Origin of the sequence: Vibrio ouci (assembly GCF_004551525.1) — a bacterium.
GTDB lineage: Bacteria > Pseudomonadota > Gammaproteobacteria > Enterobacterales > Vibrionaceae > Vibrio > Vibrio ouci.
This window is the reverse complement of sequence record NZ_SATR01000049.1, coordinates 1-20,793: the sequence shown is the minus strand read 5'-3', so window position 1 is coordinate 20,793 and position 20,793 is coordinate 1. Positions and strand designations below refer to the sequence as shown.

Annotated in this window: 16 protein-coding genes and 1 pseudogene; 8 read left to right on the top strand and 9 right to left on the bottom strand. The window is 45.8% G+C overall.

Annotation, left to right across the window (positions count from 1 at the left end; all coding sequences use genetic code 11):
• Positions 1-301 precede the first annotated feature (301 nt).
• The gene (locus ELS82_RS20880; RefSeq protein WP_134837184.1) at positions 302-718 is read right to left on the bottom strand and encodes a winged helix-turn-helix domain-containing protein; all 417 of its coding nucleotides are present in this window, start codon (positions 716-718) and stop codon (positions 302-304) included.
• Positions 719-1,269: 551 nt separating this feature from the next.
• On the opposite strand from ELS82_RS20880, the gene ELS82_RS20875 reads away from it, so the two are divergent.
• On the top strand, positions 1,270-1,959 hold the full coding sequence (locus ELS82_RS20875) for a winged helix-turn-helix domain-containing protein (RefSeq protein ID WP_167489426.1): 690 nt from the start codon (positions 1,270-1,272) through the stop codon (positions 1,957-1,959).
• 287 nt (positions 1,960-2,246) lie between these two features.
• Here ELS82_RS20875 and ELS82_RS20870 read toward each other — a convergent pair whose 3' ends face one another.
• The 5 genes and pseudogenes from ELS82_RS20870 to ELS82_RS20850 form a co-directional block, all read right to left on the bottom strand.
• Entirely contained in the window at positions 2,247-3,677 is a 1,431-nt protein-coding gene (locus tag ELS82_RS20870) for a tryptophanase (protein ID WP_244230839.1), read from the bottom strand.
• Positions 3,678-5,235: 1,558 nt separating this feature from the next.
• Positions 5,236-5,289 (bottom strand): annotated as a pseudogene (locus ELS82_RS27495) (helix-turn-helix domain-containing protein); the annotation flags it as partial.
• Between the two features lie 1,072 nt (positions 5,290-6,361).
• Positions 6,362-7,447 (bottom strand): ParB family protein, encoded by a 1,086-nt coding sequence (locus ELS82_RS20860; protein ID WP_134837182.1) that lies wholly within the window; start codon positions 7,445-7,447, stop codon positions 6,362-6,364.
• A complete protein-coding gene (locus tag ELS82_RS20855) occupies positions 7,447-8,646 on the bottom strand; it encodes a ParA family protein (RefSeq protein WP_134837181.1) in 1,200 nt (399 codons plus the stop codon). Before ELS82_RS20855 ends, ELS82_RS20860 begins: the two co-directional genes overlap by 1 nt.
• A 181-nt stretch (positions 8,647-8,827) precedes the next feature.
• Entirely contained in the window at positions 8,828-9,895 is a 1,068-nt protein-coding gene (locus ELS82_RS20850; RefSeq protein ID WP_208733232.1) for a replication initiation protein, read from the bottom strand.
• A 1,103-nt stretch (positions 9,896-10,998) separates the two neighbouring features.
• Here ELS82_RS20850 and ELS82_RS20845 point away from each other — a divergent pair.
• The 4 genes from ELS82_RS20845 to ELS82_RS20825 all read left to right on the top strand — a co-directional run bounded on the left by ELS82_RS20845 (position 10,999) and on the right by ELS82_RS20825 (position 16,148).
• The gene (locus tag ELS82_RS20845; protein WP_341867195.1) at positions 10,999-12,162 is read left to right on the top strand and encodes a tyrosine-type recombinase/integrase; all 1,164 of its coding nucleotides are present in this window, start codon (positions 10,999-11,001) and stop codon (positions 12,160-12,162) included.
• 98 nt (positions 12,163-12,260) lie between these two features.
• On the top strand, positions 12,261-13,481 hold the full coding sequence (locus tag ELS82_RS20840; protein WP_244230838.1) for a tyrosine-type recombinase/integrase: 1,221 nt from the start codon (positions 12,261-12,263) through the stop codon (positions 13,479-13,481).
• Between the two features lie 576 nt (positions 13,482-14,057).
• Complete coding sequence (locus ELS82_RS20835; protein WP_134837177.1) at positions 14,058-14,552, top strand: hypothetical protein; 495 nt, start codon at positions 14,058-14,060, stop codon at positions 14,550-14,552.
• Between the two features lie 525 nt (positions 14,553-15,077).
• Positions 15,078-16,148 (top strand): helix-turn-helix domain-containing protein, encoded by a 1,071-nt coding sequence (locus ELS82_RS20825; protein WP_134837176.1) that lies wholly within the window; start codon positions 15,078-15,080, stop codon positions 16,146-16,148.
• 18 nt (positions 16,149-16,166) lie between these two features.
• Here ELS82_RS20825 and ELS82_RS20820 read toward each other — a convergent pair whose 3' ends face one another.
• On the bottom strand, positions 16,167-17,183 hold the full coding sequence (locus ELS82_RS20820; protein ID WP_134837175.1) for an alpha/beta hydrolase family protein: 1,017 nt from the start codon (positions 17,181-17,183) through the stop codon (positions 16,167-16,169).
• 555 nt (positions 17,184-17,738) lie between these two features.
• On the opposite strand from ELS82_RS20820, the gene ELS82_RS27005 reads away from it, so the two are divergent.
• From ELS82_RS27005 to ELS82_RS20810, 3 genes are read left to right on the top strand one after another with little or no spacing between them, the layout of a single operon-like run.
• Positions 17,739-17,903: a phage integrase N-terminal SAM-like domain-containing protein gene (locus tag ELS82_RS27005; protein WP_244230837.1), complete on the top strand. Its 165-nt coding sequence runs from the start codon at positions 17,739-17,741 to the stop codon at positions 17,901-17,903.
• Between the two features lie 3 nt (positions 17,904-17,906).
• A complete protein-coding gene (locus ELS82_RS20815; protein ID WP_244230836.1) occupies positions 17,907-18,590 on the top strand; it encodes a tyrosine-type recombinase/integrase in 684 nt (227 codons plus the stop codon).
• Entirely contained in the window at positions 18,587-19,678 is a 1,092-nt protein-coding gene (locus tag ELS82_RS20810) for an IS91 family transposase (protein ID WP_134837174.1), read from the top strand. The genes ELS82_RS20815 and ELS82_RS20810 overlap by 4 nt, the downstream gene beginning before the upstream one ends.
• A 273-nt stretch (positions 19,679-19,951) precedes the next feature.
• Here ELS82_RS20810 and ELS82_RS20805 read toward each other — a convergent pair whose 3' ends face one another.
• Both ELS82_RS20805 and ELS82_RS20800 read right to left on the bottom strand, forming a co-directional pair.
• A complete protein-coding gene (locus ELS82_RS20805; protein ID WP_005377002.1) occupies positions 19,952-20,242 on the bottom strand; it encodes a type II toxin-antitoxin system RelE family toxin in 291 nt (96 codons plus the stop codon).
• Positions 20,232-20,480: a type II toxin-antitoxin system Phd/YefM family antitoxin gene (locus ELS82_RS20800; RefSeq protein ID WP_134837173.1), complete on the bottom strand. Its 249-nt coding sequence runs from the start codon at positions 20,478-20,480 to the stop codon at positions 20,232-20,234. The genes ELS82_RS20805 and ELS82_RS20800 overlap by 11 nt, the downstream gene beginning before the upstream one ends.
• Positions 20,481-20,793 lie beyond the last annotated feature (313 nt).

The window sequence follows — 20,793 nt, the reverse complement described above, 5'->3', positions numbered from 1 at the left end:
ATAATATCAATTAAATCATGCTTTTGGTTGATGGATGAACGCGTATCTTCAACAACGGAAAGGTGTTCTATGAGGCTCAAAGTCGATATCAATTTGTGGATTTGAGCCTATTAGATCATAGTTGTTAACAAAGTGCGATCCCGCCCYGCCCCCCCCCCCCCGGCTTTATACGTATTGGCGAACGAAAATAAGCCAGCTCGGTCAGTATTTCATCAACAACAAAAGGAGTAAAACTATAATACGCCCTGGCTAGATATGAGCATTATTACTAATTAATATTGGTTATTTTTTATTGCATTTTTTAAAAATTAACGGCTTGTTGAACGATAATCCCCTCCTGCTCATTGAGGCGTTTTCGTTTTGCATTGTGAAAAACGAAACCTTTATTTCGAATCGTCACTAATTCAAAATCGGTCCCGTTCAGCAGGTAACGCACTTCATGCATCAAGACAGGAAGACTGCTCATCCCCACGATCCCCCCTTGCCAAATAAACTGTTCCAGATCCGCCTTCGTCACCAGTACATCAACACTCTGAGACAAGTAGCAGAGTCCCCGGATGGCGTTGTGGCTGCACCCTACCTTCCCTTTGCCGTGTGGATCCATGATGTACATTTTGCCATTGGATGATCTCACAGACACTTTCAGTACCTGCTCAATGTGACGGATTTCTTTGCAAAAGACACAAGAGATCTTCTTGCATTCAATATAATGGTTCATAACGATTCGGTCCCCCTAATAATATTAACGATAGATACAATTGTAATAATTTGGAGAAGAATTATAAGAGCAAATTTAGAGTAATAGCTTTGTGTAAAATGTTTAAAGAATCAAATAAAGCTAGAATTTATTTATAAATATTAATACATATCATAATGTTATAAAGAACACGTATTCTCGCACTTTTCTCTGTCAAATTGGATTATTAAATTTAATTAATCACATAACTTTGCGTATTATAATTCCGATCCTTAGCTCAGTTTCATATTACGATCCATAACGATTGTGTTTCTCGTTAAACCCGTCTTACAGCAACTGAACGCAAGGGTTATCGCGATCCTGTTGCCTCACTGCACGCATGCTTTACGGCCATTATATCGGAGGCCATCGTTTAAGATTCAATAAGTGACACTGTCACACAAGAATAAGACCAAAAGCTTACTTGCTGAAAACTTAGTTTCATAAACTTAAAAAACACTAATAACTTGTGAACCCGGTTGCTTATTGGGATAGATATGGACTAGCTTCAAAACCTAAGTAATGTGATGACCATGAGAAACAAACTGCTTTTGATCACTGACGAAATAAGCGCCCTCTCCGACATGGTGCAGGGTATGATGGCCACGTTGGATACAACCATCACGATAACTTACGAAGAACGTCATTATTCGAGCTACGAACAACTGCGTGGGTTTGACTGTATTATCTACACTAAAAGTTTGAAGAGTTTGACCGATTGGCTGTCTAAAACAGAGGTACAGATCCCCTACTTTCCCACACCGATCATGTGGGTGAACAGTACCTACAATCACGATAGCACGCAGGCGCCACCGCCACGTTACCATACAACCTTGTTGTGCAACATCGCGCTCCCCTGCCCGGCTCACACCTTTCGCTCTGTCCTCGACTGCGTGATGAACACCTGGAAAAATCCGCACGAACCTAAACGCCTGAGACACGGAAAAGTGAGTCTGCATTTTCACTCACATGGCTTAAGCTACAACGGTCAAAACGTGTATCTAACGCCTGGGGAATTCAATCTTTTGACATACCTGTTTTTACTGTACGATCAGGCGGTCAGCATTGATGAAATCGCGATGGCGATATGGGGGAACAAGGCTATGAGCTTTTCGTCGATACGAGTACTGATTTATCGTTTACGTAAGAAACTTAAAGAAGAGGTGGGGCTCACCCTCATTCAGACGCAATATGGCAAGGGCTATAGCTTAGCCGAAGCATAAAAAAAGACGCCCTCTTCGGTCAAAAAAGAAAGGCGTCAAAATTGTCACTAACATATTACCTTGTGAAGTATTCGTGAATTAGCTCATGCAAGCCTATTAAGGCTGAGCAATGATGGCCAGACATTCAAGGTTATTAAACTTTATTAAAGGCGCAACTTAAAAAAAGCCTCTGAGGTAGGAGGCTTGAAGCAGGTGCAATAAAAGCGCAATTTCCGATTGATTAAGGAAATAAAGCCTGATTAAGACTATGCGTTTTTCTCACGAGTTCGAGTTATTAACCATTATTATTAGGTGATCGGGAGGAGTCGAGCTAAGAAGTGTCTCAACAAGGCTGGCTCATACTCAAAGTCATAACCAGGGATAGTTTCCGCTTTCGCTTTGATGCGTGTCAGAACGTCGACTACATATTCGAGTTGCTCGTTCGAGTACACGCGTCTCGGGATCGCCAGGCGCGTTAACTCACATTCACTCTCCTTTTGTTCACCGGTTTCGGGATCGCGACCCAGTAGGAACGACCCGATTTCAGCACAACGTACGCCTCCTTCCAGATACAGCTCATTCGCCAGTGCCTGGCCTGGAAACTGGTGCGCGGGAATGTGTGGCAACATCGCTCCTGCGTCGATGAAAATGGCGTGACCACCCACTGGCGTTTGGATCGGGATCCCCGCTTCTTTTAGCAGTCGGCCAAAATGTTCGACCTGCCTAATACGCGCACGTAGATAGTTTTCATCGACCGCTTCAAGCAAGCCAACGGCCAGACACTGAATGTCACGTCCGGCCAGCCCCCCGTAGCTGACAAACCCTTCATTGACGATACACATCATTTCAACCTGACGGTATAAGTCCATGTCGTCTCGGATCGCCAAAATGCCGCCGATATTGACCATTGGGTCTTTCTTCGCCGAGAGTGTCATCATATCACCGTACTGGTACATCTCTGTGACGATGGTTTGGATCGATTTGTCGCCATATCCCGCTTCGCGCTGTTTAATGAAATAGGCATTTTCTGCGAATCTGGCCGAATCGATGATGACCGGAATATCGTAATGTTTCGCGATCTCATACACGTCCTTCATATTTTGCATCGAGACGGGCTGGCCTCCCATGCTGTTGCAGGTCACGGTCATGATGATACCCGCCACGCAATCGGCGCCACGTTCGTTGATTTCCGCCTTGAGCTTACCTGTATCCATATTGCCTTTGAACGGGTGTTCCGTTTGCGTGTCATACGCTTCGCGGATCACACAGTTGAGGGCAAGCGCACCCGTCAATTCAACATGCGCTGCCGTGGTGTCAAAATGGAAGTTGGAGATAAAGACGCTTTTCTTATCTTGTTGGTGATGGCCTCGGCCTTCTTTAAGCTTTTTCACCAGCAACGGATAGAGAATTTTTTCAGCTCCTCGCCCTTGGTGTGTCGGAATAAACTTCGTGTAACCAAACACCGTCTCAACAGACTTCGCCAGTTCATCAAAGCTTCGACTCCCTGAATAGGCTTCGTCGCCCAACATTAGAGCCGCCCACTGATCCTGACTCAGTGCCCCTGTGCCAGAATCGGTATGTAGGTCAATATAGACATCGCGACTTTTGAGTCCAAATGGATTATAGCCACATTCCATCAGCTTACGTTTACGTTCTGATTTTGAAAGTAGCGTAATTGGTTCTACCGTTTTCACTTTGAAAGCAAAATCGGCCATATTTTCTTCTCGTTGAGTTGACATAAACGTCCCTCTTTCTTCTGTCCGTGAAATGGTTTATTTCACCCTATATCCTAGGGATACAGGGCCAACTCATTTAGTCATTATGTTTTATTAGTAATTAATATGGACCTTATCAACCAGTGTTCACGACACATGGGCTCCTTTCCCCCTCACACGCCTATGCTCAGGCTGAGGATAGTGAACTGCGCTTAGCGACACTCACTCACGCATCCAACCACCCTGTTTCAGCCCAATGCCCAGCCTGAGCATTGACAAGGTGACGACAACCTACAACCTGTTTCTCTGCTCAGGAGATAGGTCAACCAAAGGCACCCGATTTGGCTCAGCCAGTCCATGGTCAAAGCAGAGGATAGGGTACTGCACTYARCGACACTCACGCATGCCGCCTCTCTTTTTCAGCCCAATGCCCAGCCTGAGCATTGACAAGGTGACGACAACCTGCAGCCTGTTTCTCTGCTCAGGAGAAACGTCAACCAAAGGCACCCGATTTGGCTCAGCCAGTCCATGGTCAAAGCAGAGGATAGGGTACTGCACTTAGCGACACTCACGCATGCCGCCTCCCTGCTTTAGCCCGAGGCCCAGCCTGAGCATTGACAAGGTTCCGGCAACCTTTCTCCTGTTTCTCTGCTCAGGAGAAAGGTCAACCAAAGGCACCCGATTTGGCTCAGCCAGTCCATGGTCAAAGCCGAGGATAGGGTACTGCATTCAACGACAATCACGCATGCCGCCTCTCTTTTTCAGCCCGATGCCCAGCCTGAGCATTGACAAGGTTGCGGCAACCTGCAGCCTGTTTCTCTGCTTATGCATGAGGAAGACCTGGACCAAAGCTATTCGATGCTTCTCACCCAATCGATGGGCTAACTAGAGAAGTGACAGCGAATCCAGACTAAGGCGACGTCGGCACCATAAAGCAGCTTCGTGCCACAGGCGAGGGTTCTTATATTGCTACAAGAACAGTTTCTAGCTCAACACGCGTTCACTAGATAGCCTCTTACGAGGCTATCTTCGATCCAGCGGCTCCCCAGACTCACCTCGCCAGTCCGACATTTTTTGTATTCTTTGCTGCGTAATATCGCGGTCATGATACGCATTGCACTCCGAACAGATCCAGTTACTGATAGTTAAAGGCATTGATTCTTGTACGAATCCGCAACAGCGCGGTTAACAGGTATTAGACATACCAAATGTTTCTCAAAGGCGCGTGTGGCTGACCCACGCGCAAACCTGATACTGATCGCAGCGGCATCTACCTTACTCGTGAGGTGTTCCGATTCGACCGTTGCGAAGATGGCCTGTCAGATAACAAAAAGCACTTGTTATTCCTACAAGGCTCTAGTAAAGAATATCTGGAAGAACACACTATCTTGGAAGCTCGTGTCTTTGGTCACGACTCGTTCACTGCTGCTTGCTGGTCACGCAATGCTTGTTGGGAGTAGGAGCTTGAACCTGAACCATTCAAACTCGGTGTTAAGGGCGTCAAGCTCTTCCCCAAAACGGTATGAGCAATAGATTCACTTCGCTGAAGTACGTATCGGTGCGGTACTTCAGCCAAGTTATTCTAGACAAAGCGACAACAACCAAACGACTTTGTGAGTCGTTCTGCTTGCTGCGCTTTTAGTTAACACTTTCTTTGTCGGCTCTTTTCATATCACTATTTTTATAGTGGTCGTTAACGGCTGTAAAGATACTGGTATGCGATTGTACCCCCGCCCTCCAATTGGGCGAGGTTTACGCGTTAATTGGTAAAAAGGGGCTGCAAGAAAAAATCGATTTTCGCATAGATACGACATGTGGAGAATAGACGCAAGAGTAGGGGGCCACACTGGTAACCCATTCGTTAGCGCAGCACCTTCGAGCTCGCCGCCCTGGCGTCGAAATTCCATCCCTCTACCCAGTGATACACACGCTCTCGATGTACGACTGACGTACTTAAAAAACCACTCATTTTTGTTTGCTTTCGTCTCGCTCCTCTAATGTCGTGTTTTGTCATTTTCACCCCCTTTACCACTTCAAATTCAATTAGCTAGCAACACCAATACTCGTGACACACAAAACTCGAGAGCATCGGCTATGGAATACCACACACAATAGTTTGCTTAGTCAATGAGCGTGATGTGACAAAAAAATGCATCATCCGATCCCACCTGACGTGGGTCTGCGCGTACACACCTCGGGTGCTGGTTTGTTCAGCACACTGGGAGTCCATTACACCAACGGCAACAAAAAATCCCTACGCATGAGTAAGTTATCTAGAAACTTTGATGGAAGACGGAGTGGCACAACGCTAAGAAGGCGATTGGGTCGGACGCATAGATGGCGCTAAACATCACATCAGACACCAACATCAGACCGTCATTTCGACAGCTAACATCGACAAGACAATCTAATATGATCATTTTTGTGGCAAACAATTTTGTGTGATAATGGAAAAGGGCGTTGGAGATGCAGTACGTGTGTCAGTGAATTGAGCCGAGTGATCACATATTATGCGTTGCTGTAACGTCTCTATCATGACAGGCTGATGGCGTTTATTGTGACCAAATCTACCAACGTCACCCAAAGTTGATTGACATTCAATATGTGACGCCGTCACATTAAATCAACACCGCAGTAGCAGAGTCCACTTGTAGCAGGGAAGGGGAGGGCAAAAAAAAGCTCTCCGAAAAGGAGAGCCTTGTACAGATTTATTCCGATTGTTGGTAGTCGTCAAGCACAGAGCTAATCGCATCATCTAGTGCCGTCTGAACTGATTTTGGCAAACGCCCAAACTCATAACTAAAGTTTCGTCCTTTACTGCGCTTACGTGCGAACATTCCTTTCGACGCAAAGTTTACTAATGGTGTGACAGTCACGTCGTCAACGCGTGTTTTGGCGATCTCCACTTTCAGTTCGGCCTGAATGACACTTAACAACCATTCTTTGGTGCTGATCAACTCGTGGTGAGGCTCCGATAGGGCAACTTTGTGCTCAAGACGTTGGATGAATGCCGTTAACGCCTCTGCGTGTTGAGCAAAATGTTTCATCGCTTTGTCGAGCACCGCATAATCGGTATGAGATAACTCATTCACCACCGGGAATAACGCGATCAGACGTTCATCAATGGACGCGGCTTTAATCGCCCGCCCGACCGACTGTCGACTCATTCCCAGCATTTTCGCCACGTCTTCCTGTGTGCATTGCTCATTGTTCATGATGGTGACACACTGCAAACCAATTTCTCGTTGGTTGTGCTCTTTAGCGGTTTGAAGCTGTTTCGCCAGAGCTTTGGCGTCAGACACGGACAGCGTTTCTTTGGTCACCAATACACGGAACTGAGCCACCTTGCCCTGCTGAAGCAAGAACCACGCGCGACGGCGAGAGCCATCGAGAATGTCGATTTTTCCATCCACTTCGCGCCCCACTGCTGGGTAAAACTGCTGATAGGCTAGGGAATTCAAATCCATCAGTGACTCGCGCGTCAACTGAGACTGATCGCGACCATTGATATCGAAGGTGACAAACGTATTGGCCTTAACTTCATCGTATGTGAGCATGATCTCATGAAACACCGCAGTGTCTCCCGAAGCCAGGCGCCATTCCACTGGTTTACCCACGTTACCCAAGCCAAAATGGCTCTCCAGAAACGCCTGAGTGCTTTCTCCGGCTTTTTCCAGCTCGCTACTCAACTGACGCGTCAACGACTCTAGGTTGGCCTTAGCGGCGTTTTTTTGCGCTTCCTGAGAGCCGACCGTATTACCCAATGGGCTGATTGCACCACGTTTTTTTGCCATTATGCTTGCTCCTCTTCACGCCACACGTTGATAATATCGCGCAAAATCTGACTGGTGACCTCGTAGGCGTTCTGCTGCGCGCCCTGAAAGGTGGCTTTGCTCTTCGGGTATTCGCTTTTGGACATGTCAAAAACGGTCGACAACAAGGATGAAGACTGACGAACGGCCTCACTGTGTTTGAATTCCTTGGAGTAGAGGTAAAGCGAGAAGTGATCGTACAGGCTATTCATAAGCTCTGTCGTGGTCGAACTGTCTCTGTGGTTGGTCAGCAGGATCTTCATAAAGTCGTATCCCTGATGTTGGGCATTGGCCAACAAGGCCCAGACTTGAGGGATGTAGCTGAAGTACGAGCAGGTCGCATCGATGTCGTTCTCGGTGATCGAGAGTGGGAACACGACACTGGTGGCAGCAAAATAGGCATTGTACGTGGCATAACCGAGAGATGGGGGAGTATCGATGATCAAGATATCGAACTCGTCTTTCACCGAATCAATAATGTCGTTGAGCAACGAGTATGGCGACGTCAATTTTTGGTTGAACACCTGTTCGTGGAACCAGCCTTCGATCGCACGGTCTGTTTGCGACGCAGGCAAAATACGCAGATTGGGGATCGTGGTTTCCAGAAACGCATCAGACACCGCCTGACCGAAGGTTTCTCCTTCATCGAGTTCGAAATTGCGCATCATCAGATCGCCAATCGACAGACAGCCTTCCAATTCCGCTTCCGGCGCGTAATACATCGACAACGTGGCCTGACCGTCCATATCAATCAATCCGACGCGGTATTCCTGATGAAACTCCGTCGCCAATCCAGACGCAATGGTGGCAGCAGAAACGGTTTTCCCCACACCGCCTTTTTGGTTCTGGATCACCAGTACCTGCATGTTTTGTTTATCACTGCGCTCAAATTTAGGCTCTTTGCGCAATGCGTCCGGCAACAGATCTCTGACGGTGTACATTTCAGATAAATCAATCGACCATTGAGATTCGGCGTGACGTCGTGGATCGATCCCCGCGCTGGTGACATATTTATCGAGCGTTTTGGCATCAATGCCCAGATAGGTTGACGCTTCTGAACGAGTAAAGTTACGCAGTTCTTTACGATGATTAGCCAGCAGACGAAGGTTGCGGCGTTTGATGTACGCGTCCGCGCCTTCTTTTAGGTTTTGGAATGTAGCTGTTGTTTGCGAGGTATCCATTTCTATCTCCACCAGGATTCTGGAAAGAGTATATCCTTTACTTTTGGAGTCGCACAACAAAAAATGATGGAATAACTATAAATAAAGACTAACAATGGACAAAAGTGTGGAAAAAATCACCACCAGACGACAAAAAAGTTTGCATGAGGCACCCAAGCAAACTTTTTTGAGTGATATCGACTTAGTAACCTTTGCTGCCGTTGATCCGTTCCAGTTCCTCCAGCTTATCCAGGAAAGATTTATCTTCGCTGTCGCTGTCAATGACATCGTTGATCAGTTCGCCATTGGTCGTGTTCTTGCGACTGGTTAGGGCCTGCTCAACATATTGCGCTTTGTCGTCTTCGTCGATAGAGCGATAAGAGTAAGCCAGCAGCTCAAGCTCTTCAGTATTCAGTGGCTCTTCGGTGGTCAATCGTTTCGTTTCAAGACGAGTGATGTTGCGCTTCGCATCTTCGAAGTTCAGTTTTTCGATAGGCGACGGGTTGTTGATCCAACGATAGAGGAATTCGATAGCGTAGATGTTCCGACCATGCTTATGCACGCGGATCCCCAGGCCATCCTCGGACTCAAGGAACAGGATCTCTTTGCGGGTTTTCGGATCTTCACTGAGTTCTTCGATACTCTCTTTGATGCAGCGCGACAGGAACACACTGGTGTTTTTGAATGAGCTCTTATTCGCCTTCAGCGAGCCATCTTCGTTCAGCAGACCCATAAAGGCGCGAAGGTCGTCAATTTCGATCGGCTTAAGGTTGGTACCATCGGTTTTGAAACGCGACAGGATTTCGTACAAACGTTTGGTGTACTCGCGTTTGAGACCCAGAAAGCTTTTGGTGTTGATCAGCGAAAAGCCCTGGTTGTATTCAATGTACTCTTTAGAGAGCGCATCGTTAGGGATCAGGGTCAGCACCCGATCTTTATAGGTGGCTTTTTTAAACAGTGGCGTAAACTCAAATTCGGTGTCTCCCTGCTTTTCGATGATGATACCGATTTTTCGGGACGCTAGGCGGCTGACCACTTGCTTCAATTGAGAGCCAATTGCTCGGTTATTTAGCCCTAACCATTCCGACAACTGAGACGCAGTAAACCGATACTCGGGGGTGCTGCTCTGGTTATCCCAGTCCTCCGGTTTCATATTTGCGACCATGAGCCCAAACAAATTGGCCTCTCTTGCAGTAAGATCCTGCTGAGAGAACACCAACTCGTGGCCCTTCTTAATGTGCTTCGGTAAATTCTTAGGGGTTGTGCTCATACCGGACAACTTTGTTTGCTTAAGCAAACTTTTCTGTTTTACATATAGCTTAGAATGACACATTTCAACCAGTTAGCAAACAAAATTGTCGTTTATCGCAGTATATCGCACATATTTATTTGCTTACGTCACACATTCTGTCGACATTACGAGTTAAGCAAACTTTTTTGTGCGGTAAATGACATAAAAATGATCATTAAGCAAACTTTCTTGTCGTATAAAGCAAACAAAAATGTAGTGTAAGCAAACAAATATGATCCTAAAGCAAACGAAAATGATCACAAAGCAAACTTATTTGATCACAAAGCAAACTTTTCTGATCTATATTTCTCTAAAAATACTTTAGAATCAATCACTTGTAAGCTCTATAGTTTTATAGATTAATAGTTTAATAGTTATATAGTTATTAATAGATCAATAGATCAATAGATCAATAGATCAATAGATCAATAGATCTTATAGTGTCTGTGGATAAGTGAATAAACACCAAACGCATGACATTTAACGACACATAATCCGCATCACTATCCAGGTAAAGTCATGATCATTTTAAGGTTACCTTATAATAATTATTATATTTCAGTTATTTAGCATTAATCTCTCTCTAAAAGAACATCCTAACGACACTAAAAAGCAAACAAATCTGTGTTGTATTGGGATATCACACATTTTTTTGTCACCTCAGACAAACAATCGTATCCGAATGGTTTTATGATCCTGACACGTTCAGCGATCTCTGGTCGGATTCGGGGACAAGGTTATATACCGGGGATCCAATACCATCTCACCGATTTGAACCCCATCGATGATTTCAACATCCGTGCCATCTGCAAAGCCAGTTTTCAACAACCGAGCACGGTAGCCTTTTTAGCCTTTTTGGTTATCCGCCGGTACGTACACATATTCCTCGCCGTTATAGCTCACTATCACATCCCAAGGTACAATCGGGACATCAGGATCGGAATAGGTTGGTATCCGCGCAAAAGCCACATACCCTCAGCATAATCTAGCGATTATGAATGGTTGTCTGGTCTTAAGTGTTTGAAAATGAATGATTATCAGTTTTGTGTTTTTTCGTTCAATGGCCTGTTTGAGCGCTGTTTATGGTTCAAATGTGCCCCTGTAAACGGGAACCAGAAATGAAAAAAACATCACTTACCCAACGATTTGTCCATCGAGTCAAACCGGGCTCTACCACACAAGAATATTATGACTCCGAGGTCTCCACGCTCTATTTGCGAGTGTACCCATCAGGAAAGCGGTATTTCTTCGTGCGTTTTCAACACCAAGGACTTCGAAAAAACCACAAGCTAGGCAGTGTCGAGGAATACTCACTACGAGAGGCAAGACGTGAAGCCTTAACCGTGATCCATCAGGGATGTAGCCCAGTCAAAGAAGCCTTGCCGCAGATGACCTTACAGTCATTCGCTCAAGAATTTTTCCAGCGTTACCCGCGTCACTGGAAAGCGAGAACTCTGCTCAAAAATCAAAGCGCTTTTCGCTTGCACATTGCCCCGATGTTAGGCGACAGACTGGTTCACACCATAGAGCGTCGGGATGTGGAAGGGTGGTTCAGTCAGTTAAGTCACGTAAAGGGCTCTGCTAATCAGGCTCTGGTATTGTTATCCGTCATGATGCAGCAGTGTGAAGCGTGGGGGTATCGGCATAAGAATACCAATCCCTGTTGTCGGTTTAAGCGCTACAAAGCAAAAGGCAGAGAGCGTTACTTAACACCGGAGGAACTGCGCCGATTATGGCGAGTGCTCGATGTGTTAGAGGCAGATGAGCCCGTTGCAGTGATGGTCGTACGCTTGCTGGTGTATACCGGTTGTCGCTCCTCAGAGGTAAGAACGCTGCAATGGAAAGATTACCGAAGCGGGAACTGGTATTTACCCGACAGCAAAACAGGGGCGAAAACGGTGTTTCTTTGCTCTGAGGTCAAAGCGTATCTGAAAAGATGGCAATCAGGGAGTGATTACCTGTTTCCGGCCGCCTGCCATACTCAGCCCATATCAAGTGCAAAATTAGGCGCGTTCTGGAATCGTGTGCGTCAGTCAGCTGGGCTGGAGGGAGTGCGCTTACATGATTTGCGACATACTTACGCCAGTATCGCAATACAGGCCAAAGTGAACTTGGTGGTACTGAGCCGAATGTTGGGGCATGCCGATCCTGAGACGACATTAAAATATGCGCATTTAGGGCGTGCGGATATTGGTAAGGCGGCTTCTCATGTGTCAGGGGTGCTGGCTGAGGGAATGCGCTTATGAGATCACAACGTTTAACGTCTAAAGGACTCCGTTCTCTTCGCCCTAAAACTCGAACCTACACACTCTGGGACACTCAGTTGCCAGCGCTAGGAGTGAGGGTGTATACGGATGGCCGCTGTTTTTATGTGACCCGCTTGCCGAGCGCCAATAAGAAGATTGCTTTAGTTGGTCAACTGAGCCTGAAAAAAGCGCGTCAGCACGTACAGGTACTCATTGACTCCACGCGAGAGCAGGAGAACAGCAAACCCATTCGACTTGCGCGCTTTGATGCGTTTGTGAAAGAGGAGTGGACTGTGAGGGGATGCCCGACATGGAAACCCAGCTCGAGACAGAGAGCAAGGAGCGCATTGAATCGCTACTTATTGCCAGAGTTTGGGCGCTACCCTGTAAGCTTTATTGAGTCGCATCATGTGCAGCGTTGGTTTGATGCGCTCAGTCGAACTTACGCTGGCACTGCGAACCGTAACCTGGATGTGCTTCGTTCTATCTTTAACTATGCGGTACAACGGGGTTATTGTCAGTCGAACCCTTGTGCGGGCATTAAAAAAAATCGCAAGAAAAGACTGAATCGTTTCCTGAGTCTGGAAGAGCTCAGGCAAGTGAATCACGCTTTAACGCAGGTGAGTCAGCAAGGGCAGATGGAAGCGTGCTGTTGTGAGGCACTCAGGCTACTGCTTTTAACTGGGTGCCGAGTATCTGAGGTGACGGGGCTGAAATGGTCATTTGTCAATGGCGGGGAATGGCACTTGCCTGACAGTAAGACTGGACCTAGGGTTGTGTGTGTAGGGAAGAAGGCACAACAGCGACTTTCACATATCTCAAAACAAACATGGTCGCAAAGTCATGAACCTCAAGGTGATGTGTTTACACCCCTGAGTCGCTTTGTCAGTAAGCCGGACAAGGTTGGAATGATATGGAAGCAGGTGAGAGCATTAGCGAACGTCGAGGACGTGCGCATTCACGACTTGCGCCATACGTTTGCCAGTTACGCAGTGCTGGAAGGGTATCCGATCCCAATGGTGTCAAAGTTGTTAGGTCATAAGCGTATGTCGTCAACGCTTCGCTATGCGCACGTGAATGATGTGCAAGTGACACAATCTGTTGAGGCAATAGGGGAGGTCATTCGTGGGATAGTATCAGAGCAGAATGAGACGTCACCCAAACGTCGAACAGTCAGCGAATCCAAACCTAAAAAGACGACATCGTCCCCCAAGCGAAGAAGACCTGTCAAAGCCATGCCAAAACGTTCCGATGAGGTGCTGACCAACGAACAGATACAGAATCTACTTCATGAGGTAGATTTTCTCGATAACTTTTAACCTTCCATTCAGCAGGGCTCCAACTATCGGGGCCTTGTCTCCTGATGAACAACGCATCATTATGACTGCTGTATCACACTAAATGACCAAATGAGACGAATGTCCCCATAACCAAAGGTCAGTACTAAAGAAACCTTTCTATAACATAAGTTTATGTTAATCTTGGTGGTAATATATCTTTAGTAGTAGTGATGTCTTTTCGTGGCTTTTATGGCATTGAATGCAGTTCCCATCAGTCAATCGGTCAGCGATATGAAACCGTTGACTCTTATTTGTCCCAGCGATATTCTGCAATGGCACTGGCAAAATCCAGTGTCAGGATTGAACCCCTGCCTCTTGCACTCGACACGTAGTCGTTAACCAAAGTTTTGGTTTCCACTATGTGTGATTCGGCACACCTGTCGGAAATGGAATTGCTTGCTTTTTAAGCAATTCCTTCGGTATTACGGTGGGCTGGATGAGGCAGCTTCGGCTGGCCGTTCCGAGTGCGCGGTAGGTTCAACCTTGTTCAGTTCACCACCCTTTGTTATGGGGTCTCTGTGTGGTGATGGAAATTTCATCCTGCTGGAGGTTGTCATGCCGAAACCTAATGTTGGTCAAGTTCTTAAGACCCTCAATTCTATTTGTTACCGTATTCATACAGAGCCTGCGTCTATGCGCTCACATATGAGTCAACTTTCTACGCTGTTAAATGCGTACGACCCTAAACAAACGTCTAAGTATTGCTGGCTCGAAGTGTCTATCAGGCAGGCGCAACTTAATCGGTTTACTGAGTGCTGCACGCTCTGCGGTGACGTGTCTATGCTCTGCTTAGTCAGGATTCAGGGAAGAAATGCCTACAATTTGTGCTTTACTCACGATGTTGATGAATGCATTTGTTGTTTGCGGTCACTATGTAAGACACCGATTGAACTGGTCGCGTATGGGAGGGCGAAACTGAGCCCAGAGGCGCTGCTTGAAGTGCTGTCCGAGCCGCAGATTCAGAAGAATCGTTGGTTTCCGCTGACCGGTAGTCAGCTAGAGCGTATCGTCAGGACGTTGAAGCCACAGGAAAGTCTCATTCCGCGTTGACTGTGGTTTCAACTAATGCATTTGACTCATAGCGGTTTGGAGTGGAATTTCACAACTTACCTGTGGCACTTTCTAACTCAAAAGTGCCCCACTTTAAGGTAGAGTAAACACTCATTCACACTTTGTTAATATGCATTTACCTTATAAAAAGTTATCCATTCTTCTGTTGACCGCTGCGCTGTAATTTTTGAATTGGCATTCATCTACGGGGAAACCCCGTGGTTCTCTATATTCACAGAATAAAGAAGAGTTTAAATTTATTAGCTGATAGCCATGAAATGAATGGTTAACGCGTTAAGAAGCTTTTAAATGAGAATGGGGGTCATTAGGTGGTTAAGAGTTTCTAAAAGCCTTCATGAAAATCATTGATTTAACGCCATCAAGGTTTCGCTCTAGATTTCTATCAGAAGAATGATTTACCATAGATTGATCTTCAACACGTATTACTTAACTCGTTCAGTTGCTCTGCTAATAAAGCGGGTAGCGTGAGGTTGAAGTGATCTTTTCTCGAACTTAAATGGACTTTTGATGCTCGCTATTCCCTTACCATTTGTCGCTGCGCTGCTGTTATTCATGACTGGCGTGTTACTTCGATATCGTTACCCACAAAACAGTCAAAAGCCATTTTGGTTTATCATTCTATGTACGTTAATGGTTATGGTAGTGGGCCTGCGATGGACGGTAGATATTGCGTTGTTTCGCTTCTTGCAACCCATTCTCGGTGCGAGTGTACCAGCGGCGGCTTGGCTCTGCTTTGTGGGGGCTCATCGAAGTAAACCAAACACACGTTTGCATTGGTTAGGGCCCGTTATTGTTCTGGTTAGCTCATTTTTGTACCCGTACATCTGGGTTGGAACTGTTGATGTATTGCTGGTCTCGCTATACCTCGGTTATGGCAGCTTGCTGTTGAAGTCGTCGTTCAGTATGCCGGAACAAGTAAGGCTAACCGATGTATCGAAAGTCTTGATTGCGGAGCGGGTTGCAGGCGGGCTTCTGCTATTTTCCGCTTTGGTCGATGGTGTACTCTCTTACGATATCTTGTTGCTGGGTGCACAACACACTAACTTAATCTTATCGATTGGGTATCTGGTTCTTATTCCTGCGGTTGTGGCCGCCGTGATTGTTGTCAGTCTTAGTACACCTTCATCGATAGAACACAACCAAGCGTACGTTCAACTTCAAATGTCACACGGGCCTTCAGAAGAAGCTGATAAGTCGCCAACTGGGCTGGTGAGTAGCTTGGATGAAGATGAAGAAACCGCGCATATCGCTGCCAAGCTCGATGCATTGATGAGGGAACACCAAGTATTCAAGGATCCTGACTTGTCTCTCAATAGGCTAGCGCGAAAGTTAGGCATTCCTGCTCGAAAAATATCATCTGCGGTTAACCAAACTCATAATGAGAACATTTCTAAGGTGATCAACACCTATCGAATTGAGCATGCTAAGACGCTACTGAAGCAAAGTGATGAGACGATAACTGACATTTTCCTTAACTCAGGCTTTCAAACTAAGTCCAATTTTAATCGTGAGTTTTCAAGGATCACTGGGCAAACTCCGAGTGAGTTTCGAAGTTCATCACCAGTGTCAGATTGAGTTTGCTTGCTTTTCTGTTTATTGATTCAGAAAGCCAACAATGTCATTTAACATCAATTGATGTAGCTCACTGCGTGAAGCGCCTAAGCCGTCTTTGCAAATAATCCCATCACCCGGCACTTCTTCTTCAAGCATAGCAACTGCTTCCGCTTTACAGCGTTGAATAAAGCTAAAATGTGTCGCGTTTTCGTAGACTTTGTATTGCCTCGAGTTAAGAGGCATGTGCTCGGCAATGTAGCCAGACTCTAATGCCTGAGGGAGATCTCCAATGTCGATCCCAGCAGCCAGTATTAGGGTTGGTACATTGATGTCTTCTAAGCTATTGACTGAAAAACTCCGAGCAAGCCCTAAATCAAGGCTAACCACACGGTGAATTCGTGGATCTGAAAGGTCTATATTGCTTGGTTCTTTAGCTTGGACTTTGGATAACCCTAACTCTTCGGACAGCCCACAAGTTCTCGGATTCTTATATTTATTACATTCCGATCCAAATGTTGCTCTATCCATTTTCGCTCCAACCAATAGCATCACTGTCCAACCACCCAACGAATGCCCGATTGCTGCAACATCGTCAACGTTAGCAGACTGTTTCCAAGGGGCTTTGGATAATAAGTAATCTAGAATGCGTGACATATCTCGTGGTCTTTCCCACCATTTCGCTGCCAGCTTGGGGGATTGGTTGAAAGAGGTGGTTCCTGGGTGGTCAATGGCCGCTACGATGTAGCCATGACCAGCAAGTTCGGTCGCCAACCAGTTTTGGTTTCGCCAGTTTCCTCGGTAGCCGTGTGATAGCAGTACCACTGGAAAAGTACCTGATTGAATTCGTGCATCTTTGATGACTTGCGTACCTATGAAAGCAGGATTATCACCAATCAAGGTTGTGCCTGATACATCTTGTGTGGGGTACCAAATGGCGGTGTCTAACGGTCGTTCAGGGACTTCTGTTAAGGTGACTTGAGTGAATCCGACACCGGAAGCTATGGCTGAACTGCAAAGGGAAAGGAAGGGTACGAAGAGTAAATGTGTCCATTTCATGGGGGTTGCTCCAATTGAGATAATTGGAACTAATATGCGCTAGACCTAGGTATCACGAGACCTCAAACACGATCGAGGACGCCCTCAATCGTGTTTAAGTACCGAATTTAACGAATTGGTTTCTAGACCGCTTTTTTACCATCCTCTTTCTAAGCCAGTCTTACGCTGCTGCGCAGCTTATCAAAACGACGCAGTTCTTAGAAGTTTGGTCCTTGCCCGATTGAAATACTGGGCTTCCAGTGATTTGTGCCATCAAAAAGGTCACCAAGCTGAGAGATTTTCCATACTTTTAGTTATTCATTTATTGCTAGTGTTTTATTTTCCGAAACTGATTTATGTCCAGAACCTTCACAACTGGCACTTCGTAACTCAGAAGTGCAACTTAACTTATTGATCATTCGTTGAGTTGATATGACAAAAAACGCATAATGGAATGATGAAAGACGACAATTTGTCGTCTAATAAGCGTTGAACTAAGCCGCTTCGCGGAGATCTGTGCTTTCCCCTCATCGATAAACCAAACTTATGATGTATCCATTAAAAGAGGAATACATCATGACCCCGTTAAGACAACAGTTCATTGATGAAATGACACTTCGGCGTTTCTCTCCACGCACTCATGAATGCTACTTATATTGGGTTGTTGAGTTATCTAAGACCTACCAAAGCTCCCTGATCGACTTAGTGATGAACAAGTCCGCCAGTATTTACGCTCATTGACCAATGAAAGACACCTTTGTGGGTACTTGTTCACAGGCGTTAAACGCCATTGTGTTTTTCTATCGTGCAGTACTAAATAGAGAGTTCAAGGTGCGACTTGTCCCTCCGATTAAGCGGGATAGTAAGATACCAGAGCTATTAAATCGTGAGGAAGTTAAGGCAATAATCACTCATTGTCGCAACCTGAAATATCAAACTGCACTTGAGGTTTGCTATGGGTGTGGGTTGCGAGTAAGCGAAGTCGTTGCTCTTTACGTTAAAGATATTGATGGTGTGGCTAAACGTCTGCATATTCATCAAGGTAAAGGTAAGAAAGATCGGTTCGTTCCATTGTGCGATAGCCAGTTAAACCATCTAAGAAACTATTGGTGTCACTACCATCCAACTATCGTTCTTTTTCCTAGTCGAGAGCCAGAACGCCATCTCGATATCAGCTCAATGCAGCGATGCTTTAAGGCCGCAAAGCGCTCAGCGGGTGTTAAAAAGGAAGGAGGTATTCATGCGTTGCGGCATGCTTATGCTACTCATCAGCTTGAGTCAGGTATGCCGCTGAATGTTTTGCAGCGACACCTTGGTCATTCAAGTATTAAAACCACCCTGAGGTATACGCATTGGATTGGTCACTATAGCGAAGGTGAAAGTAATAATGAGTTCGACCTGATTGAGCAGCTATGGAGTGTCGAATGAACGTCTTATCTCCTTATCAAACCTTGCTCACTCAGGGGCTGGATGAAATTAACAAAGCTAAGATCACGCCAAGGCAGTGGCAAGTTCTTCACCACCTGCGGGACTGTCGGACGGAGAGAATGGGTACCTATGACTGGCGGTGTGAGAAATGTGGTCATGACGTGACTTGGTACTGCTCATGCCGAGATCGTCATTGCCCGAAATGCCAAGAGCAAATGAGGCGGCAATGGCTTGTGAAACGTAGCCAAGATATTTTACCTGTCGTTTATCACCACTTGGTATTTACCTTACCCCATGAGTTCAACGCGCTGATCAAAGCTTACCCTAGGGAAGTTTACCAGAGCTTGTTTCATTCGGTATGGGCAACGTTACGGGCCTTTGCCAATCCACGTCATCATCTTGAAGGTCAACTAGGAGCGTTGATGGTTCTACATACATGGGGTAGAAACCTTAGCCAGCATACTCATGTTCACTGCTTAATCCCAGGCGGTGTATTAACTGAAGATAACGCATGGCTGCCTACGAGAAGAGAGGGCTATCTATTTCCTGTAAAAGCACTGTCAGTTCGCTTTAAAAAAGAAATGATGCGCCATGTTCAACAGGTTATAGATACTCATGAAAACCTACTCATAGAAGCGAACAGCAAAGCGTGGGTGGTGTATAGCAAACCGGTCTTACATAACCCCCGCGCTGTGGTGGGGTATTTATCCCGGTACTGTAATCGGATCGGGCTTAACCCTAATCAGTTGACCTATGGTAACAATGGCAGCATCGAGATGACCTATAAAGATCATCAAACACAGACATTAAAGCGAATGAGTTGTAGCCCGGGAGAAATGCTGCGGCGGCTACTGCTTCACGTGCTTCCTAAAGGGGTGATGAGGATCCGTTACTACGGATTTTTAGCCAATGCAGTACGGGCTCGTGCAATATCAGAAATTAAAAAAAGCATCACAGTCCCCCCTCATGAAGTTAAAGAAGTGACGAAGGAAAAACCAAGCTGCCCCAACTGCAAAAGCCGATCTATGGTTTTGATAAGAATAGCGATACGACCGCGAGTCGTTGCTGAAAAGGAACGACTGAGCTAGTTGCTTGGTAGCAATACAAAAAATCGCAGTTGAAGTGCGAGGGAGAGGTATCGTTCGCTTCAAAAATGGCTATGCAGCAAGTATAGTGAGCATTATGGAAATGGATGGCTACGGTTGAAATGGTGGGTGCTAGTGAAGCTTGCTTGGACAGAATAGCCATAAAAGGATAATGAGCGATAAAAAGCAAAATCCATAGAAAGAAGCGGCTCAGTCCAACAGGCATTTATCGAGTGTGCTGCGACAATGGATAAATGCTTAAGCGTTATACCGCAATCAGTCATCTAACCTTTTCATAGCTTTACGGTAAACATCGCTACGTTCGCGTTTTCCGACTGCTAAGACGGTTACAATGATGACATCGTCTTCAACTTTGTAGACGAGACGGTAGCCCGATTGACGCAACTTAATTTTATACATGTTGTCAGCTCCAGAAAGCTTTGAAGCCGGAACATGTGGGTTATCTAAGCGCTCGATTAGCTTTTTCTTGAATTGTTGCTGTAGAGTAGAGCCAAGCTTTTTCCACTCTTTGAGTGCGCTCTTTTTAAAGTCGAGTTTATAGGTCATCAATATTTACCGAAATGCTCTCTTCAGATTCACGCTCTTTAGCAATAGCTAATAGTTCAAGATCTTCGAGTCTGTCCATCATCATTTCGTACGCTTCGGCAGGTACGCAATAAAATGCCGGCTCATTTCGGTTTAGTACAGCAACAGGTTCGCCGTAAGCACTAGTTGCAACTTTCATAGGGTTAGCTTTCAACTCAGTAATGCTTGCAGCAACATCGGCTAAAATTCTATTGGTCATATAATCGGTCTCTTAAGTGGTCTTTGTATTGGTCATTTTAGCCTCAACAAAGCGGTATAACAAGCAATTTAAGAGGGATTCACAACGCTTGGCATTTTTGCTTCTCTTTCAAATTTAGTGTTTATGGTACAATGATTTAGGTTTGGGTGGAGGCGTTGTTCACCCCTTAATTGGGCGTTATGTTGCTACTGAGGTTCTATGCTTAGAAAGAGCTCAGAATGAAGGAAAGACTCTCGTGAAAATAGTATTGGAATCGGAGTTAGTTTGCCCGAAGTGTGGACATAAAAGCAGGGAAGTCATGCCCACAGATTCA

Coding starts and splice junctions, on each gene's coding strand:
- ELS82_RS20875 (WP_167489426.1), top strand. CDS start 1,270: ATGAGAAACAAACTGCTTTTGATCACTGACGAAATAAGCGCCCTCTCC.
- ELS82_RS20820 (WP_134837175.1), bottom strand. CDS start 17,183: ATGAAATGGACACATTTACTCTTCGTACCCTTCCTTTCCCTTTGCAGT.
- ELS82_RS20815 (WP_244230836.1), top strand. CDS start 17,907: ATGAAAGACACCTTTGTGGGTACTTGTTCACAGGCGTTAAACGCCATT.
- ELS82_RS20855 (WP_134837181.1), bottom strand. CDS start 8,646: ATGGATACCTCGCAAACAACAGCTACATTCCAAAACCTAAAAGAAGGC.
- ELS82_RS27005 (WP_244230837.1), top strand. CDS start 17,739: ATGACCCCGTTAAGACAACAGTTCATTGATGAAATGACACTTCGGCGT.
- ELS82_RS20850 (WP_208733232.1), bottom strand. CDS start 9,895: ATGAGCACAACCCCTAAGAATTTACCGAAGCACATTAAGAAGGGCCAC.
- ELS82_RS20805 (WP_005377002.1), bottom strand. CDS start 20,242: ATGACCTATAAACTCGACTTTAAAAAGAGCGCACTCAAAGAGTGGAAA.
- ELS82_RS20800 (WP_134837173.1), bottom strand. CDS start 20,480: ATGACCAATAGAATTTTAGCCGATGTTGCTGCAAGCATTACTGAGTTG.
- ELS82_RS20880 (WP_134837184.1), bottom strand. CDS start 718: ATGAACCATTATATTGAATGCAAGAAGATCTCTTGTGTCTTTTGCAAA.
- ELS82_RS20860 (WP_134837182.1), bottom strand. CDS start 7,447: ATGGCAAAAAAACGTGGTGCAATCAGCCCATTGGGTAATACGGTCGGC.
- ELS82_RS20835 (WP_134837177.1), top strand. CDS start 14,058: ATGCCGAAACCTAATGTTGGTCAAGTTCTTAAGACCCTCAATTCTATT.
- ELS82_RS20870 (WP_244230839.1), bottom strand. CDS start 3,677: ATGTCAACTCAACGAGAAGAAAATATGGCCGATTTTGCTTTCAAAGTG.
- ELS82_RS20810 (WP_134837174.1), top strand. CDS start 18,587: ATGAACGTCTTATCTCCTTATCAAACCTTGCTCACTCAGGGGCTGGAT.
- ELS82_RS20845 (WP_341867195.1), top strand. CDS start 10,999: ATGGTTCAAATGTGCCCCTGTAAACGGGAACCAGAAATGAAAAAAACA.